Below are 16,610 nucleotides of genomic sequence, written 5' to 3' on the forward strand. Positions count from 1 at the left end.
GATCCGGGTGCCCGGGACGGGCCGCCCGCTGGTCGTCGTCCATCGATGGTCAGTCTGCCGCGCCACCGCCGGAGTCCGCAGTCCCCTCTTCGGCCGCCAGCGCCTCCACCGCCGCCTCCACCTCGCCGGCGCGTCGCCGGGCCACGGTGACCGCCCGCTCGGCCGCGCGCCGGGCGAGCCTGGCCCGGCTGAGATCCTGCTCGGCGACCGCCCGCCGCCGCTCCAACTCGGCCAGCTCGGTCTCGATCGCCTCCAGCGCCTCGACGCCGTCGCGTTCCTCCCCGTTCGCCTCGGCCAACTCGTCCTCGGCCCGCTGCTGGTCGGACCGGGCCCTGGCCAGCTCCCGGTCCAGCGTCCGGCGCTGCCGATCCCGTTCGGCGCGGGCCGCCCGTTCGGCGCGTTCGGCGGCCCGGTCGGTGGCCGCCTCGGGCGGCACCCGCTGGGCCCCGGGTCGGCGGGTCGGCCGTTCCGGCTCCTCATCGGTGCCGGTGACCAGCCGCAGCTGTGGCCGGGGCACCTCGCCGAAGCCGGCGTAGGTCGCCGACCGGAGCAGGCGCCCGGCCCGGACCTGCTCGGCGACCTCGGCGTCGGAGAGCGCCGCGTTGAGGGTGGCTTCCACCTCGGCCAGCGGCAGTTTGCCGGCCGGTGGGGCGTCCGGCTCCGCCGCGGCGAGCTTGCGGACCTCGGCGACGAGGGCGCCGACCACGGCCCGGCGCTGGGCGGACAACTCCCGCAGCCGGGGCCCGCGCAGTTCCCGCTGGGCGGCCCGCAGCGCGTCGGCGAGCTGCACCAGGTCGGCGACCAGCTCGGGACGGTGGATGGCGAGGAGGTTCACCAGCCAGGCGGCCACCGTGGGGCGGCGCAGTCGGGCCAGTTGCCGGGCGGTCGCCGGGTCGCCGGCGCGCCGCGCCTCGGCCACGGCGGCGTCCCGGGCGGCCACGAACCGGTCCGGTGGGATGCGGTAGAGCTGCTGCACCAGCTCCGGGGAGGGGCCGGGCATCGCTCAGACGTCCACCCGGCTACCGGGCTCCAGACGCTGGTACTCGGTGCCGGACAGCGCCGTGTACTGCCGGTCGAGCACACCCAGCCCGTTGTCGTTGAGCAGCCCGTCGTGCAACGCGTACGCCCGGCGGGGCGCGACCGCCCGGATGAAGTCGACCACCTCGGAGAACTTCGACCAGGGGGCGTGGATCGGCGCGAAGAGCGTGTCGACCGGCGTCTCGTCCGGCACCACCAGGGCGTCACCCGGGTGGTAGACCACGTCGTTGATCAGGTAACCGAGGTTGTCGACCACCGGGATGTCCGGGTGGATCACCGCGTGCCGCCCGCCGTACGCGCGGATGGCGACGCCGGCGGCGGTGAACGACTCACCGGCCGTGACCGGGTGCAACACGTCGGCCGCGTCGCCCAGGGTGCCGGCGAGCGAGGCGGGCCCGTGGATCGGGAACGGCCGCCGGTCGAGTTCCAGGCGGACCGCCGCCACGTCCAGGTGGTCGGGATGTTCGTGGGTGATCAGCACCGCGTCCGCACCGTCCAGTGCCGCCGGGTCGCTGAACACCCCGGGGTCGACGACGAGCACTCCCCCGTCGTGTTCCACCCGGAGGCAGGAGTGGGCGTACTTGGTGAGCCGCATCGTGACTCCTCGATTATCGAATCGTGACGTCCTGAGCGCAGTCTGCCGGAACCGGCCGCCGCGCGCGCCGCGTCCGAGGTATCGCCACACCGGTTGACAACGATGGGAGCGGGGATGGACGGACGAGCGGGAGGACGTCGCGGCGCACTGCTGGCGGCGACGGCACTGGCGGTGACGCTGCTGCTGACGGGTTGCGGAGCCGGCGACAGCGGATCGCAGGACACCGCGGGTTCGGCCGCCGAGGCGCCGGCGGCCAACGGGGGCGAGGCCGGCAGGGACGCCGCCGCGGGCGCACCCGAGGCGGCCGGGGCCGGCGCCCCGGACCTGCGGATCGACCAGCGGGCGATCATCTTCACCGGAACGATGCGGGTGCAGGTGGACGATGTGGACGCCGCCGCCCGCGAGGCCGCCGCCGTGGCCACCCGGGCCGGTGGCTTCATCGGCGGCGACCAGCGGCGTAGTGCCGACGCCGACGCGGTGGCGGAGTTGGAGCTGCGGGTGCCGGCGGCGAAGTTCTCCGGCGTGGTGGAGGAGATCGCCAAGCTCGGCCGGCAGCAGAGCCGGGAGATCAACACCCAGGACGTCACCGAGGAGACCGTCGACCTGGACGCCCGGATCACCAGTCAGCGTGCCCGGGTGGACAGCGCCCGCCGGTTGCTGGCCCGCGCCACCTCGATCACCGACCTGGTGTCGTTGGAGAACGAGCTGGGGCGCCGGGAGGCCGACCTGGCCTCGCTGGAGGCCAAGAAGCGACGGCTCGCCGACCTGACCGCGCTCTCCACGATCACCGTCTCGCTGGCCGGGCCGGCGGCGAAGACCGCCGAGGAGGAGGCCGAGACCGGCTTCCTGGTCGGGCTCGAGGGCGGCTGGAAGGCGTTCGTCGTCTCGATGACCGTCCTGCTCACGGTGCTGGGCGCGTTGCTGCCGTGGCTGGTGGCGCTCGGCGTGCCGCTGGCGGTGCTGCTGGTGGTGCTGCGCCGGCGGCGGAAGTCGCCGGCCCTGGTCGCACCGGTCAGCGCGCCGCCGCCAGTGCCCGCAGCGCGGTCTGCACCATGACGCGTACGCCGGCCGGGATGGCCCGCTCGTCCACGTCGAAGGATGCGCGGTGCAGGTCGACGTTGGGGCCCGAGCGGCCCACGCCGAGGCGGGCGAGGGCACCGGGGACGTACTCCAGATACCAGGAGAAGTCCTCGCCGCCCATGCTCTGGGGTGTCTCGGCGATCCCCTCCGGGCCGAGCGCGGCGGCGGTGGCGGCGGTCAGCACCTGGATGGCGCGGGAGTCGTTGCACACCGGCGGCCGGCCGCGCAGGTACTCCAGGTCGACCGTGGCGCCGGTCGGGGCGATCACGTCCCGGACCACCTGAGCGACGATCTTGGGAGCCTGCTCCCACGTGTCGCGGTCCATCACCCGGAGGGTGCCCGAGGCGCTGGCCTCGGATGGGATGACGTTGTAGCGGGTGCCGGCCGAGGCGTGGCCGAAGACCAGCAGCAGGCCGCTGTTGGCCGGCACCCGGCGGCTGACCAGCGCGGGCACCTCGGTGATCAGCCGACCGAGCGCGTCGACCAGGTCGACCGTCAGGTGCGGACGGGCGGTGTGCCCGCCGGGGCCGGAGAGCCGGACCGTGACGTTGTCGGCGGCCGCGGTGATCGGGCCGACCCGCAGGCCGACCTGGCCCACCGGCAGGTTCGGGTCGCAGTGCAGGGCGAAGATCTGCACCACATCGTCCAGGCCGCCGGCCTCGATGACCTCCAGCGAACCGCAGGGCAGGATCTCCTCGGCCGGCTGGAAGATGAGCCGGACGCGGCCGTCCAGCTCACCGAGGTCGGCCAGCTGGGCCAGCAGCATGCCGACGCCGAGCAGGATCGAGGTGTGCACGTCGTGTCCGCAGGCGTGGCAGACGCCCGCCACCGTGGACCGGTAGGGCACGTCCTTCGGGTCGTCGAGCGGCAACGCGTCGATGTCGGCGCGCAGCGCGACGACCGGGCCGTCCGGGCGGCCGTTGATGTCGCAGATCACGCCGTTGCCCTTGGGCAGCAGCCGGGGCTGCAGTCCGGCCAGGGACAGCTCCCGCGCGATCAGGGCGGCCGTCTCGAACTCCGTGCCGGACAGCTCGGGGTGCGAGTGGAGGTGACGGCGCGTGGCGATCAGCCCGGGTACCCGGAGTGCGAGCAGGTGGTCCAGTTCGCGGGGCAGGGGCTGGGACCCGGGGGGCGTCTCCAGCCAGGACGACGCCAGCTGGCCGCCGGTGGGCAGCGTCAACGCACTCGTCACGTCGAATTCTCGATCACTAGAGATGGATGGATCATCGGGGACAGCAGACAGCCTAGACCTCCGGCGGTGACGCTGCGCAACCTCGTTCCGGTAATGATCGGACCGCGTAGCGTCACGTATGCCCTGCTGAGAACGCTCGGAGAGCTGTGGGACAGCAGGTAGATCGCGGTCGAAGGCCGTCATCTGCCCCTCACCTCCTACAACGCGTAACCGATCCCGGCGGACTCGAATCTCGGTGCCGGCCGCCGGCCCCTGTTGCGAATTGTCGCATTAGTCGGGGCGATGAACTGACACTCCGACAATTAGCCGACCACGCTCCGCAACGAGCCGGAAAGACGCTCACACGCGTCCGCCCGCCGTCACCGCACAGGGTGTGCGTCCCGACGACCCGCTCGGGTTACCCGTAAACCTCGGCGGACACACCGAGGACGCCCGAAGAAGGGCCGCGCCGCCCCGGGTTGCGCCTCCCACGGTAGCTCCGCCGACCACCGCACACCCACCATGAGCTGCGAAAACAGCGAACGAGCACTCAGAAGCGATCGGTCGGCCGGTACAGCCCCCACACCTCGCGCAGCGTCCCGCAGACCTCACCCACCGTGGCCCGGGCCCGCAGCGCCTCCTTCATCGGGTACAGCACGTTCTCCGTACCGTCGGCCGCGGCCCGCAGGTCGGCGAGCGCCCGCGCCACCGCGTCGGCGTCCCGCTCGGCGCGCAGCCGCGCCAGCCGGTCGGCCTGCGCCGCCTCGATCGTCGGGTCGACCCGCAGCGGCTCGTACGGCTCCTCCTCGTCCACCGTGAACCGGTTGAGCCCGACCACCACCCGCTCACCCGAGTCGATCTCCTGGGCGATCCGGTACGCGGACTGCTCGATCTCCCGCTTCTGGAAGCCGGCCTCGATCGCGTCCACCGCGGAGCCGTGGTCGGCCACCCGCTCCATCAGCTCGACGGCGGCGGCCTCGATCTCGGCGGTCATCGCCTCCACCACGTACGAGCCGGCGAACGGGTCGACGGTGGCGGTCAGATCCGTCTCGTACGCCAGCACCTGCTGGGTACGCAGCGCGAGCCGGGCGGCCTTCTCGGTGGGCAGCGCGATGGCCTCGTCGAAGCTGTTGGTGTGCAGCGACTGGGTGCCGCCGAGCACCGCGCCCAGCCCCTGCACCGCCACCCGGACGAGGTTGACCTCGGGCTGCTGCGCGGTGAGTTGCACGCCGGCGGTCTGGGTGTGGAAACGCAGCATCATCGACTTCGGATCCTTGGCGCCGAAGTCGTCGCGCATCAGCCGGGCCCAGATCCGTCGGGCGGCACGGAACTTCGCCACCTCCTCCAGCAGCGTGGTGCGGGCCACGAAGAAGAACGACAGCCGGGGCGCGAAATCGTCCACCGCGAGCCCGGCGGCCAGCGCCGCGCGCACGTACTCCACGCCGTTGGCCAGGGTGAACGCAATCTCCTGCGCGGGCGTCGCGCCGGCCTCGGCCATGTGGTAGCCGGAGATGGAGATGGTGTTCCACTTCGGCACCTCCTTGCGGCAGTACGCGAACGTGTCGGCCACCAGGCGCAGCGACGGCTTCGGCGGGAAGATGTACGTCCCCCGGGCGATGTACTCCTTGAGGATGTCGTTCTGGATGGTGCCGTTGAGCGCCGAGCCGGGCACGCCGTTCTCCTCGGCGACGAGCTGGTAGAGCAGCAGCAGCACCGAACCGGGCGCGTTGATGGTCATCGAGGTGGACACCTTGTCCAGGGGAATGTCGGCGAACAGCAGCCGCATGTCCTCAAGGGAGTCGATGGCCACGCCCACCTTGCCGACCTCGCCGTGAGCGATCGGCTCGTCGGAGTCGTAGCCCATCTGGGTCGGCAGGTCGAAGGCCACCGAGAGGCCCATCGTGCCGGCCCGCAACAGTTGGTGGTACCGCGCGTTGGACTCGGTGGCGGTGCCGAAGCCGGCGTACTGGCGCATGGTCCACGGACGGGAGGTGTACATGGTGGGGTAGACACCCCGGGTGTACGGGAACTCGCCGGGGCCGCCCAGCCGGGAGTCCAGGTCCTCCGGAAGGTCGGCACCCGTGTAGACGCCCTTGATCGGAAAACCGGACTCGCTTGACCGCCGTTCGCTCATCCCCGGATGGTAGGACGCCTGGCCACGTCATCGGGTGAGGGATACCGCACAGTGCGTCCCGACCGGTCGACAGGAGGTGAACGACAGGGCACGTTCTGTCGACTTCGATAAACGTCCGACGCGTCGGCTTTCGCATCGGGCGTCGGAACCAGCAAGATAGGGGGGTTGTGTCCCAGCCCCCCTCGATTTCCCCCGGTGGCTTTTCTGTGACTCAGATCCCGACGTGGAGCGGCGGACCGGTCAGTCCCGCCAACGGCCGAGCGGCACCCGGCACCACCATCGGTGGCCGGTACTCGCTGCGGTCCTCGGTGGGTAACGGCGGCATGGGTACGGTGTGGCGCGCCACAGACACGCTGCTGCGCCGCGACGTGGCGGTCAAGGAGGTCGTCCTGCCCCCGGGACTGGCCCCCAGCGACCGCGACGCCATGTACGAACGCACCCTGCGCGAGGCCCGCGCCGCCGCCGCCATCCAGCACCCGGCGGTCGTGCAGGTGTACGACGTGGTCACCGAGGCCGGCCGGCCGTGGATCGTGATGGAGCTGCTGGACGCCCGCAGCCTCGCCGACATGGTGATCGAGGACGGCCCGGTCGCACCCCGCGCCGTCGCCAAGATCGGCATCGCGCTGCTCGGCGCGCTGGAGGTCGCGCACGCGATCGGCGTGCTGCACCGCGACGTCAAGCCGGCCAACGTGCTGATCTGCACCGACGGCCGCTGCGTGCTGACCGACTTCGGCGTCGCCCGGATGCCCACCGACGTGCAGCTCACCACCCCCGGCATGGTGCTGGGCTCACCGCACTTCATCTCCCCCGAGCGGGCCATGGGCCAGGAGTTCGGGCCGCCGAGCGACCTCTTCTCGCTGGGTGTGACGCTCTACACGGCCGTCGAGGGACGACCGCCGTTCGACAAGGGCGATCCGATCGAGACGATGCACGCCGTGGTCGAGGACCCGCCGGCCCCGCCGCAGCGCAGCGGCCCGTTGACCCGGGTGCTGATGGGCCTGCTGGAGAAGGATCCGGCCCGCCGGCTGGACGTGCACACCTCCCGGTCCATGCTGCGCGAGCTGCTCGCCGGCCCGCTGGGCAGCACCGCCACCGCCGTGCACTCGGTCACCGACCCGTACGCGGTGGTCCCGGTGCAGCAGCGTCCCGCGCCCATCCCGCCGGCCCAGCCGGAGCCGAAGCCGGACAGCCAGATCGGCGGCCCGGCCATGCTCGCCCCCGGCGAGTCGCTCACCGACCGGTTGGCCGCACTGCGCCGGGGCGAGCGCCCACAGCCGGCCGTCGCCGCCTCCACCGGGCTCGACGAGACGAGCGCCGACGCCCTCGCCGGCCCGCTGCACACGCCCACCGGCGCGATGCCCGCGTCCGGTCGACCCGCCACCGGGCGCACCTACGGCGGCAGCGCGGACGCGACCCAGCGCGTCGACGCCGGCGCCCACCCGGACGCCACCCAGCCGGTCAGCTACGGCAGCCGGCCCGACGCCACCCAGCAGGTCGGCTACGGCGCGCCGGAGGCCACCCAGCGCATCGGCGGCACCTACGGCGGCGGCAACCAGTGGTCGGTGCCGGGCACCGGCCTGCCCTGGACGACCCCGTCCACCGCGGCGGGCGGCGGCGCCCTGGGCAAGGTCCGCGCCACCGGGGGCCACCTCGTCAGCACGGTCAAGGGCTGGCCCCGCAAGGTGCAGCTCGCCGCTGCCGGCGGGCTGGCCGTCGTGCTGCTGCTCACCGTCGTGGCGCTCTCCGGTGGCGACGACCCCGCTCCGAGCGCCCCGCAGGCGCAGCCCAGCCCGTCCGCCGCGGCGGGCCCCGGGGTCGAGATGCAGGAGCACGCCGCCCGCGGCATCCAGGTCATGGTGCCGAAGGGCTGGAAGAAGGCCACCGGCGGCTCGTACACCGACTACATCGACCCGGAGGACAGCGGCCGCAAGGTGCGCATCATCACCGAGAAGTGGTCCAACAGCTCCGCCCGGTGGGCGGAGACCGCCGAGAACGGCCTGAGGACCAAGAGCACCTCCTGCGCCAAGCCGTACGCGCAGGTCAGCGCCACGGAGACCGAACTGGCCAGCAAGCCCGCTGCCGAATTCGAGTACACCTGCGGCGATGGCGACACGATGCGGCACGGCGTCTGGCGGGGCGTGGCACAAGGCGGCAAGGCCTACTCGTTCTACCTCACCTCCACCGACGCGAGGTTCGCCGAGAGCAAGCCGATCTTCGACGAGATGGTGAAGACGTTCCAGCTCACCGGAAACGGCTGAGCCGGAGGGAACCGACAGGTGATCCGCCGTCGTGCTATCAAGGGGCATGGCGGCGGACACGACTGACATCGACGACATTCGCGAGCAAGCCGAACGCTGGCTCGCCGACGACCCCGACCCGGCCAGCCGGGACGAGCTGACGGCGGTGCTCGACGCGCTGCCGTCGAGCGGCCCCGACCTGGCCGACCGGTTCGCCGGGCCGCTGACGTTCGGCACCGCGGGCCTGCGCGGCCCGCTGCGCGCCGGCCCCAACGGAATGAACCTCGCCGTGGTCACCCGCGCCGCCGCCGGCCTGGTCGACTGGCTCGCCGCCCAGGGCGGCACCGGCCCCCTGGTGATCGGGTACGACGCCCGGCACGGCTCCCGGCAGTTCGCCGAGCGGACCGCCCAGGTGGCCACCGGGGTCGGCCGCCCGGCGCTGCTGCTGCCCCGCCCGCTGCCCACCCCCGTCCTGGCGTACGCGGTGCGCCAACTCGGTGCGGTCGCCGGCGTGATGGTGACGGCCAGCCACAACCCGCCACAGGACAACGGCTACAAGGTCTACCTCGGCGCGGAGCTGGGCGGTGAGCTGGGCGCGGGAGCGCAGATCGTGCCGCCCGCCGACGCGGGTATCGAGGCGGCCATCCGGGCGGTCGGCCCGCTGACCGAGGTGCCGCTGGGCGCCCCCGGTCAGGTGCTCGGCGACGACCTGGTCGCCGCGTACGTCGAACGGGCGACCGCGGTGATCGACCCGGGCGGGTCGCGGGACCTGACGGTGGCGTACACCCCGCTGCACGGGGTGGGCGCCGCGGTGCTCACCGCCGCCTTCGCCCGCGCCGGGTTCCCGGTGCCCGGGGTGGTGCCCGACCAGGCCGAGCCGGACCCGGCGTTCCCCACCGTGTCGTTCCCCAACCCGGAGGAGCCGGGGGCGGTGGACCGACTGATCGCCCTGGCCGACTCGACCGGCGCGGATCTCGCCATCGCCAACGACCCGGACGCGGACCGCTGCGCCGTGGTGGTCCGCGAGGGCCACGACGGCTGGCGGATGCTGCGCGGCGACGAGGTCGGTGTGCTGCTCGCCGACCATCTGATGCGCCGCGGGGTGACCGGGCTCTACGCCACGACCATCGTCTCGTCGTCCCTGCTGCGGGCCCTGTGCGCAGCCCGGGGTCTGCCGTACGACGAGACGCTGACCGGCTTCAAGTGGATCGTCCGGGCCGGCGGCGGGAGCGCGCCGCTGGTCTTCGGCTACGAGGAGGCGCTCGGTTACTGCGTCGCCCCCGAGCACGTACGTGACAAGGACGGCATCACGGCCGCGCTGACCGTGGCCGAGCTCGCCGCCGGCCTCAAGGCGCAGGGTCGTACGCTGACCGACCGGCTGGACGAGCTTGCCGCGGAGTTCGGCGTGCACCACACCGACCAGCTCTCCGTCCGGGTGGACGACCTGCGGCTGATCGCCGACGCGATGGCGCGGATCCGGGCGGCCACCCCGACGACCCTGCTGGGGCAGCCCGTCGACAGCGTCCGGGACCTGCTCCCCGAGGCGGACGTGGTGATCCTGCGGACCGCGGCGGCGCGGGTGGTGATCCGCCCCTCCGGGACGGAGCCGAAGCTCAAGGCGTACCTCGAGGTGGTGGAACCGGTCGTGGACGGTGACGTCCCGACGGCCCGCAGCCGGGCGGCGGAGGCGGTGGCCGCCCTGCGCGGCGAGATCGCCACGGCTCTGGGGCTCTGACCGACGGGCCGCGCCGGGGTCGACCACCCGGCCGCCCGCCCCCTCGGCGTCCTTTGCTCTGCGTCAACCCACGCTACGAAAACGGGCCCGCACTGTTGCGTCCGCTGAAGCAGAGCAAAGGGCACGCAAGCAGGAGAGGCAGACCGACGCCTGGTCGCACCTCGGGAGACCTCCGCGCGCGGGGTCAGCGGCGGGGGCCGAGGGCCTGGTCGACGGCGCGGCCCAGGGCGGCGACGACCAGGCCGACCGACGGGCGGACCACCGAGTCGTCGCTGCTCACCTCGCCGGAGAAACCGGCGCCGGTGGCGATCTGCTCCAGCCTGCGGCGCGCGTCGGCGGCGGTCTCACCGTCCACCCCGAGCGCCGACTCCATCCGCAGCACCACGACCAGGGTGGCCAGCGCGGCGGTCCGCTCGTCCGGGGCCGCCGCGCCGGTCAGCGCGTCGGCCAGCCGCTGGCGGGTCTCCGCCTCGACGGACGTGTCCACGACCGGGTAGCGGTGCACGTGGATGAAGCCCAGCTCGGTCTCGTCGACGTCCCGGACCACACCCTGGGTGCACAGGTCGCCGAGGATCTTGTCGCGCAGGCCGTGCCGCAGGCGCTGCACCCAGGAGGCCGGCGTGTGGGGGGTGTCAGCGGCGATCCGACCCAGCACCTCGTCGGCGACCGGCTCGCCGGTGGGCGACGGGTCGACCACGGTCAGGGACCCGTCGGCGTACGCGATCCGGCCGGCCAGGGCCAGCTCGACCAGCACCGCCGCGGCCATACCCAGGTCGAGGCTGATCCGCGGCATCGTCGCCTTGCCGGTCGAATCGTCGTAGGCGAGGAGCAGCAACTCCTCGGCGAGCGCAACACCAGTCATGGCCGGAGACGGTAGCGGGTCCGCGCACCATCGCGCGCGAACCCGCCGTTACCCAGCACCGACCGGGTGCACGATCAGAACCGGGGCATGCCGCCGAACTGGCGGTCACCGGCGTCGCCGAGGCCGGGGACGATGAACATCCGGTCGTTGAGGCCCTCGTCGATGGCGGCGGTGACCAGTCGCAACGGCAGGCCGGAGCGTTCCAGCCGCTCGATGCCGACCGGCGCGGCGAGCACGCAGAGCACGGTGATGTCGGTGCAGCCCCGGTCGGCCAGCAGCCGGCAGCAGTGCTCCAGCGAGCCGCCGGTCGCCAACATCGGGTCGAGCACCAGCACCGGCAGGCCGGCCAGGTCCCGGGGCAGCGACTCCATGTACGCGCGCGGCTCGTAGGTCTCCTCGTCGCGGGCCAGGCCGACGAAGCCCATCGAGGATTCCGGCAGCAGGCCGAGCGCGGCGTCCGCCATGCCCAGCCCGGCCCGCAGCACCGGGACGAGCAGCGGCGGGTTGGCCAGCCGGGTGCCCTCGGTGCCGGTGACCGGCGTCTGCACCGGGTACCGCTCGACGGGGAAGGAGCGCGCCGCCTCGTACACCAGCATGGTGGTCAGTTCGTGCAGCGACGCCCGAAACGTCGACGAATCGGTGCGCGCGTCCCGCATGGCGGTCAGCCGGGCCTGGGCCAGCGGGTGGTCAATGACGTGTACGTCCACGATCGCTCAACCTACCGGTCCGTTCGGCGCTTCGGTGCGGCTGCGCGGGGAGCAGCGACGCCGCTCACGCCGGCCCCACCGTGACCAAGATCACTCGGCCGTCTCGTGCGTAGACTTCTCGGCATGACGGCGACAACGACGTCGGCCCGGTCGGAGCTCTCCGAGCTGGGACGATCCGAGACCGCTCTGCGGACCTTCCTGCACGGCCTGCCCGGCGTGGACCAGGTCGGCGCGGAGCAGCGGGCGGCACAGCTCGGCACCCGCTCCATCAAGACCACCGCCAAGGCGCAGGCGATCGACCTCGCGATCCGCATGGTCGACCTGACCACCCTGGAGGGCGCGGACACCCCGGGCAAGGTGCGCGCGCTGGCCGCGAAGGCACTCCGCCCGGACCCAGCCGACCCGTCCTGCCCGCACGTCGGCGCCGTCTGCGTCTACCCGGCGATGGTCCCGTACGTCGCCGAGGTGCTGCGCGGAAGCGGCGTCCACCTGGCCAGCGTGGCGACGGCCTTCCCGTCGGGACAGGCCCCCCTGGAGATCAAGCTCGCCGACACCCGGGCCGCCGTCGCGGCCGGCGCCGACGAGATCGACATGGTGATCAACCGGGGCGCGTTCCTGGCCGGGCGGTACAAGGAGGTCTACGACGAGATCGTCGCGGTTAAGGAAGCCTGCGGCCCTGCTGATGGCGGTCGCCAAGGGCGCCCGGCAGCCCACCTCAAGGTCATTCTGGAGACCGGCGAGCTGGCCACCTACGACAACGTGCGCCGGGCCTCCTGGCTGGCCATGCTGGCCGGCGGCGACTTCATCAAGACCTCCACCGGCAAGGTCCCGGTGGCGGCCACGCTGCCGGTGACCCTGGTGATGCTGGAGGCGGTCCGCGACTTCCGCGAGGCCACCGGCCGGCAGGTCGGTGTGAAGCCGGCCGGCGGCATCAAGACCACCAAGGACGCGATCAAGTACCTGGTGATGGTCAACGAGACCGTCGGCGCGGACTGGCTCGACCCGGACTGGTTCCGCTTCGGCGCGTCCAGCCTGCTCAACGACCTGCTGATGCAGCGCACCAAGCTGACGACCGGCACCTACTCCGGTCCCGACTACTTCACCCTGGACTGATAGCCGATGTTCGAATACGCCCCCGCCCCCGAGTCCCGCTCGGTGGTGGACCTCAAGCCCTCGTACGGGCTGTTCATCGACGGCGCGTTCGTCGACCCGACCGACGGCGGCAGCTTCAAGTCGATCAACCCCGCCTCCGAGGAGGTCCTCGCCGAGATCGCCGAGGCCGGCGCCCAGGACGTGGAGCGTGCGGTCCGCGCCGCCCGTACGGCGTACGACACGGTCTGGGGTCCGATGCCGGGCCGCGACCGGGCGAAGTACCTGTTCCGGATCGCGCGTCTCATCCAGGAGCGTTCCCGCGAGTTGGCCGTCCTGGAATCCCTGGACAACGGCAAGCCGATCAGGGAGTCCCGGGACGTCGACCTGCCGCTGGTCGCCGCGCACTTCTTCTACTACGCGGGCTGGGCCGACAAGCTGGAGCACGCCGGCTTCGGGCCGAATCCGCGGCCGATCGGTGTGGCCGCGCAGGTCATCCCGTGGAACTTCCCGCTGCTCATGCTGGCCTGGAAGATCGCCCCGGCGCTCGCCGCGGGCAACACGGTGGTGCTGAAGCCCGCCGAGACGACCCCGCTGACCGCGCTGCTGTTCGCCGAGATCTGCCAGCAGGCGGAGCTGCCCGCCGGTGTGGTCAACATCGTCACTGGCGCCGGCGACACCGGCCGGGCGCTGGTCGAGCACCCGGGCGTGGACAAGGTCGCCTTCACCGGCTCCACCGAGGTCGGCCGGGCCATCGCCCGATCCGTCGCCGGCACCCGCAAGAAGCTTGCCCTGGAGCTGGGCGGCAAGGCCGCCAACATCGTCTTCGACGACGCGCCGATCGATCAGGCCGTCGAGGGCATCGTCAACGGCATCTTCTTCAACCAGGGGCACGTCTGCTGCGCCGGCTCCCGCCTGCTCGTGCAGGAGAACGTGGCCGACCGCGTCCTGGAGTCGCTGAAACGGCGGATGGCCCAGCTGCGCGTCGGCGACCCGCTGGACAAGAACACCGACGTCGGCGCCATCAACTCGGCCGCCCAGCTGGAGCGGATCCGCAAGCTGTCCGACGCCGGGTCGGCCGAGGGCGCCGAGCGCTGGTCGCCGCCGTGCGAGCTGCCCGACCGGGGCTTCTGGTTCGCGCCGACCATCTTCACCGGCGTCACCCAGGCACACCGCATCGCCCGCGAGGAGATCTTCGGCCCGGTGCTGTCGGTGCTGACCTTCCGCACCCCGGCCGAGGCCGTGGAGAAGGCGAACAACACGCCGTTCGGCCTGTCGGCGGGGATCTGGACCGACAAGGGATCCCGGATCCTGTGGATGGCCGACCGGCTGCGCGCCGGCGTGGTGTGGGCCAACACGTTCAACAAGTTCGACCCCACCTCGCCGTTCGGTGGATACAAGGAGTCGGGTTACGGTCGCGAGGGCGGCCGGCACGGGCTGGAGGGCTACCTCAATGTCTGAGCGGGTCGCGGTACGAAAGACGTACAAGCTCTTCATCGGCGGGAAGTTCCCGCGCAGCGAGTCGGGACGGTCGTATCTCGTGCAGTCCTCGAATGTGTCACTGGCCTCCCGCAAGGACGCCCGGGACGCGGTGCTCGCCGCCCGCGCCGCCGTGAAGGGCTGGGCCGGCGCGACCGCGTACAACCGGGGTCAGATCCTCTACCGGGCCGCCGAGATGCTGGAGGGACGCCGCGAGCAGTTCGTCGCCCTGGGCGTGCCCGGCGACGAGGTGGACGCCGCCGTGGACCGCTGGGTCTGGTACGCCGGTTGGGCCGACAAGCTCGCCCAGGTGTACGGCGGCGCCAACCCGGTGGCCGGCCCGTACTTCAACATCTCCGCGCCCGAGCCGACCGGTGTGGTCGCGGTGGTCGCCCCGGAGCGTCCGGCGCTGCTCGGCCTGGTCAGCGTGATCGCCCCGGCGATCGTCACCGGCAACACGGTGGTGGTGGCGGCGTCGGCGTCCGAGCCACTGGCGGCGGTGACGCTGGCCGAGGTGCTCGCCACGTCCGACCTGCCGGGCGGCGTGGTCAACATCCTCACCGGCGCGATCACCGAGACCGCGCCGACGCTGGCCGCGCACATGGACGTCAACGCGATCGACCTGACCGGCGTGACCGACGCCTCGCTCGCCACCGACCTGGAGGTCAAGGCGGCGGAGAACCTCAAGCGGGTGCTCCGGCCGGACCCGGCCGACATCGACTGGTCCGCCGACCCGGGCGTGGCCCGGATGACCGCCCTGCTGGAGACCAAGACGGTGTGGCACCCCAAGGGGGTGTGAGTCGTTCCCGGTCTTTGGTTTTCCGGGGGAGCCCGCCCACTCCGGGCGGTCAGGCTTGATCCCTGAGTGGGCGGGCTCCCCCGGAAAACCTGACCTGGTCCGGGTTCGTCGGGTGGTCAGCTCACGGGTTCTGCCCAGCGTTGGGGTGCGCTCGGCTGGGGTGATCATGGGGTTGGCGGGGGGATCGATCTCTTCGGAGCCGGTCAACCTCATGATCGACCTGGTGGGGTGGGTGGGGGTCTACTACCGGAGGTAGGATTGGCCTGTGACTCGGTTGGGCGATCTTGAGCGTGCGGTGATGGACGTGCTGTGGGACGTGGTCCCCGGCACGTCGGACGGTGTGACCGTGCGCGAGGTGGCCGACGCGCTCGACGGGCGCGAGTTGGCGTACACGACGGTGATGACCGTTCTCGACCGACTCGCCGGCAAGGGCATGGTGCAGCGGGAGCGGGAGGGCCGGGCCTGGCGGTACCGGCCGGCAGCCAGCCGCGAGGCACACATCGCCCAGCTCATGCTCGACGCCCTCGACCTGGGCGGCAGCCGGGACGCCGCGCTGGTGCGCTTCGCCCGCTCGGTCACCGGCACCGAGGCCGAGGTGCTGCGCGCCGCCCTGGGCAGCGAGGCCGGCCTGACCGGGCCGGGCTCCACCGGCGGTGACCCGGCCGGGGCCGACACCCTGACCGACCGGGTGGACGGGCCGGCGGGCCGACGGCCGGCCGGCGAGGCAGCGGAGCGGTAGGGCGTACGCCATGGCCTACGCCGTGCACTTCGCCGCCACCATGGTGGCCTGCTACCTGACCGCTCAGGTGCTGGCCCGCTCCACCTGGACGTGGCGCAGCCCCCGGGTGGCGATCATCTGCTGGCAGGCGGCCGGTCTCGCGCTGGGCCTCTCCGCGATGGGCCTGCCGATGGCTCTCGGGCTGAGCGCGTACGACCTGCCCACCGGAAGCGCCCTGCTCGCCCTGGCCAGCGACCTCGGCCACGGCACCCTGCCGATCGGGGTGACCGCGGTGCACCTCGCCGGCGTCGGGGTGGGCTTCGGCATCGGGGCGGTGCTGGTCACCACGACCGTGCGCAGCATCCACGGCACCGTCCGCGCCCAGCGCCGCCACCGTGACCTGCTCACCCTGGTCGCCCGGGACGACCCGGCCGCACCCGGCGCGCTCGTACTGGACCATCCGAGCGCCGCCGCGTACTGCCTGCCCGGGGTGAAGCCCCAGGTGGTGGTCAGCGCGGGCACGTTGAGCCTGCTGGACCGGGCCGAGCTGGCCGCCGTCCTCAGCCACGAACGGGCACACGCCCACGAGCGGCACGATCTGGTGCTGCTGCCGTTCACCGCGCTCTGCCGGGCGTTGCCGTGGTTCGGCTGGGTCCGCGACGCGCACGAGCGGGTCGCCCTGCTGGTCGAGATGCGCGCCGACGACAAGGCGTGCGAGTTGCACGCCGAGGCGCCGCTCGCCGGCGCGCTACGCCGGTTCGCCGCCGCCGGTCACCGGATCACCCCGGCCGGCGCGCTGGGCATGGGCGACCGGGATCTGGACGTACGGGTACAGCGTCTCCTGGTCAGCGACCGGCCGCCCCGGATGCTCGGCGCCACCGCCCTCGCGGTCGCCACCACGCTTGTCGCCCTGCCGATCAGCCTCTTCCTTTCCTGAGCCGACGCACCAGCCCGCCCCACACCATC

General features: G+C 72.8%; 14 protein-coding genes. 8 read left to right on the forward strand and 6 right to left on the reverse strand.

The genetic code is table 11. The features are described from left to right. Nucleotides 1-49 precede the first annotated feature (49 nt). Entirely contained in the window at nt 50-1,000 is a 951-nt protein-coding gene (locus O7620_RS19655) for a hypothetical protein (RefSeq protein ID WP_278124323.1), read from the reverse strand. Nucleotides 1,001-1,003: 3 nt separating this feature from the next. Beyond that, complete coding sequence (locus O7620_RS19660; RefSeq protein WP_151491533.1) at nt 1,004-1,633, reverse strand: MBL fold metallo-hydrolase; 630 nt, start codon at nt 1,631-1,633, stop codon at nt 1,004-1,006. A gap of 93 nt (nt 1,634-1,726) precedes the next feature. On the opposite strand from O7620_RS19660, the gene O7620_RS19665 reads away from it, so the two are divergent. Then, the gene (locus O7620_RS19665; protein WP_278124324.1) at nt 1,727-2,689 is read left to right on the forward strand and encodes a DUF4349 domain-containing protein; all 963 of its coding nucleotides are present in this window, start codon (nt 1,727-1,729) and stop codon (nt 2,687-2,689) included. On the opposite strand, the gene O7620_RS19670 is transcribed toward O7620_RS19665, so the two are convergent. Both O7620_RS19670 and O7620_RS19675 read right to left on the reverse strand, forming a co-directional pair. Beyond that, nucleotides 2,646-3,905 (reverse strand): amidohydrolase, encoded by a 1,260-nt coding sequence (locus O7620_RS19670; protein WP_151491535.1) that lies wholly within the window; start codon nt 3,903-3,905, stop codon nt 2,646-2,648. The two genes, O7620_RS19665 and O7620_RS19670, sit on opposite strands and share 44 nt — an antisense overlap. Before the next feature lie 529 nt (nt 3,906-4,434). Beyond that, complete coding sequence (locus O7620_RS19675) at nt 4,435-6,018, reverse strand: methylmalonyl-CoA mutase family protein (RefSeq protein ID WP_278124325.1); 1,584 nt, start codon at nt 6,016-6,018, stop codon at nt 4,435-4,437. Between the two features lie 206 nt (nt 6,019-6,224). Between O7620_RS19675 and O7620_RS19680 the strand changes: the two genes are divergently transcribed. Next, nucleotides 6,225-8,276 (forward strand): serine/threonine protein kinase, encoded by a 2,052-nt coding sequence (locus tag O7620_RS19680; protein WP_278124327.1) that lies wholly within the window; start codon nt 6,225-6,227, stop codon nt 8,274-8,276. 46 nt (nt 8,277-8,322) lie between these two features. Then, complete coding sequence (locus O7620_RS19685) at nt 8,323-9,990, forward strand: phospho-sugar mutase (RefSeq protein WP_278124329.1); 1,668 nt, start codon at nt 8,323-8,325, stop codon at nt 9,988-9,990. A 184-nt stretch (nt 9,991-10,174) separates the two neighbouring features. Here the strand turns inward: O7620_RS19685 and O7620_RS19690 are convergent, their stop codons facing one another. Beyond that, nucleotides 10,175-10,852, reverse strand: coding sequence for a GPP34 family phosphoprotein (locus O7620_RS19690; RefSeq protein WP_278124330.1), 678 nt, complete (start codon nt 10,850-10,852; stop codon nt 10,175-10,177). A gap of 74 nt (nt 10,853-10,926) precedes the next feature. Then, nucleotides 10,927-11,559 carry a uracil phosphoribosyltransferase gene (upp, locus tag O7620_RS19695; RefSeq protein WP_151491540.1) on the reverse strand — a complete coding sequence of 211 codons (633 nt, stop codon included), beginning with the start codon at nt 11,557-11,559 and terminating at the stop codon, nt 10,927-10,929. A 123-nt stretch (nt 11,560-11,682) separates the two neighbouring features. Here upp and deoC point away from each other — a divergent pair, with 123 nt between their 5' ends. From deoC to O7620_RS19720, 5 genes are all read left to right on the forward strand, one after another. Next, nucleotides 11,683-12,672: a deoxyribose-phosphate aldolase gene (gene deoC, locus O7620_RS19700; RefSeq protein WP_278124332.1), complete on the forward strand. Its 990-nt coding sequence runs from the start codon at nt 11,683-11,685 to the stop codon at nt 12,670-12,672. A gap of 6 nt (nt 12,673-12,678) precedes the next feature. Continuing rightward, nucleotides 12,679-14,109, forward strand: a complete 1,431-nt coding sequence (locus O7620_RS19705; RefSeq protein WP_278124333.1) for an aldehyde dehydrogenase family protein — start codon at nt 12,679-12,681, stop codon at nt 14,107-14,109. Further along, nucleotides 14,102-14,926, forward strand: a complete 825-nt coding sequence (locus tag O7620_RS19710; protein ID WP_278124334.1) for an aldehyde dehydrogenase family protein — start codon at nt 14,102-14,104, stop codon at nt 14,924-14,926. Before O7620_RS19705 ends, O7620_RS19710 begins: the two co-directional genes overlap by 8 nt. A gap of 265 nt (nt 14,927-15,191) precedes the next feature. Beyond that, nucleotides 15,192-15,665 carry a BlaI/MecI/CopY family transcriptional regulator gene (locus O7620_RS19715; RefSeq protein WP_151492651.1) on the forward strand — a complete coding sequence of 158 codons (474 nt, stop codon included), beginning with the start codon at nt 15,192-15,194 and terminating at the stop codon, nt 15,663-15,665. 10 nt (nt 15,666-15,675) lie between these two features. Next, the gene (locus tag O7620_RS19720; RefSeq protein ID WP_278124337.1) at nt 15,676-16,581 is read left to right on the forward strand and encodes a M56 family metallopeptidase; all 906 of its coding nucleotides are present in this window, start codon (nt 15,676-15,678) and stop codon (nt 16,579-16,581) included. Nucleotides 16,582-16,610 lie beyond the last annotated feature (29 nt).

The sequence above is a fragment of the Micromonospora sp. WMMD710 genome, from assembly GCF_029626045.1.
Classification (GTDB): Bacteria; Actinomycetota; Actinomycetes; order Mycobacteriales; family Micromonosporaceae; genus Micromonospora.

Coding starts and splice junctions, on each gene's coding strand:
- O7620_RS19710 (WP_278124334.1), top strand. CDS start 14,102: ATGTCTGAGCGGGTCGCGGTACGAAAGACGTACAAGCTCTTCATCGGC.
- deoC (WP_278124332.1), top strand. CDS start 11,683: ATGACGGCGACAACGACGTCGGCCCGGTCGGAGCTCTCCGAGCTGGGA.
- O7620_RS19720 (WP_278124337.1), top strand. CDS start 15,676: ATGGCCTACGCCGTGCACTTCGCCGCCACCATGGTGGCCTGCTACCTG.
- O7620_RS19705 (WP_278124333.1), top strand. CDS start 12,679: ATGTTCGAATACGCCCCCGCCCCCGAGTCCCGCTCGGTGGTGGACCTC.
- O7620_RS19690 (WP_278124330.1), bottom strand. CDS start 10,852: ATGACTGGTGTTGCGCTCGCCGAGGAGTTGCTGCTCCTCGCCTACGAC.
- O7620_RS19675 (WP_278124325.1), bottom strand. CDS start 6,018: ATGAGCGAACGGCGGTCAAGCGAGTCCGGTTTTCCGATCAAGGGCGTC.
- O7620_RS19655 (WP_278124323.1), bottom strand. CDS start 1,000: ATGCCCGGCCCCTCCCCGGAGCTGGTGCAGCAGCTCTACCGCATCCCA.
- O7620_RS19660 (WP_151491533.1), bottom strand. CDS start 1,633: ATGCGGCTCACCAAGTACGCCCACTCCTGCCTCCGGGTGGAACACGAC.
- O7620_RS19685 (WP_278124329.1), top strand. CDS start 8,323: ATGGCGGCGGACACGACTGACATCGACGACATTCGCGAGCAAGCCGAA.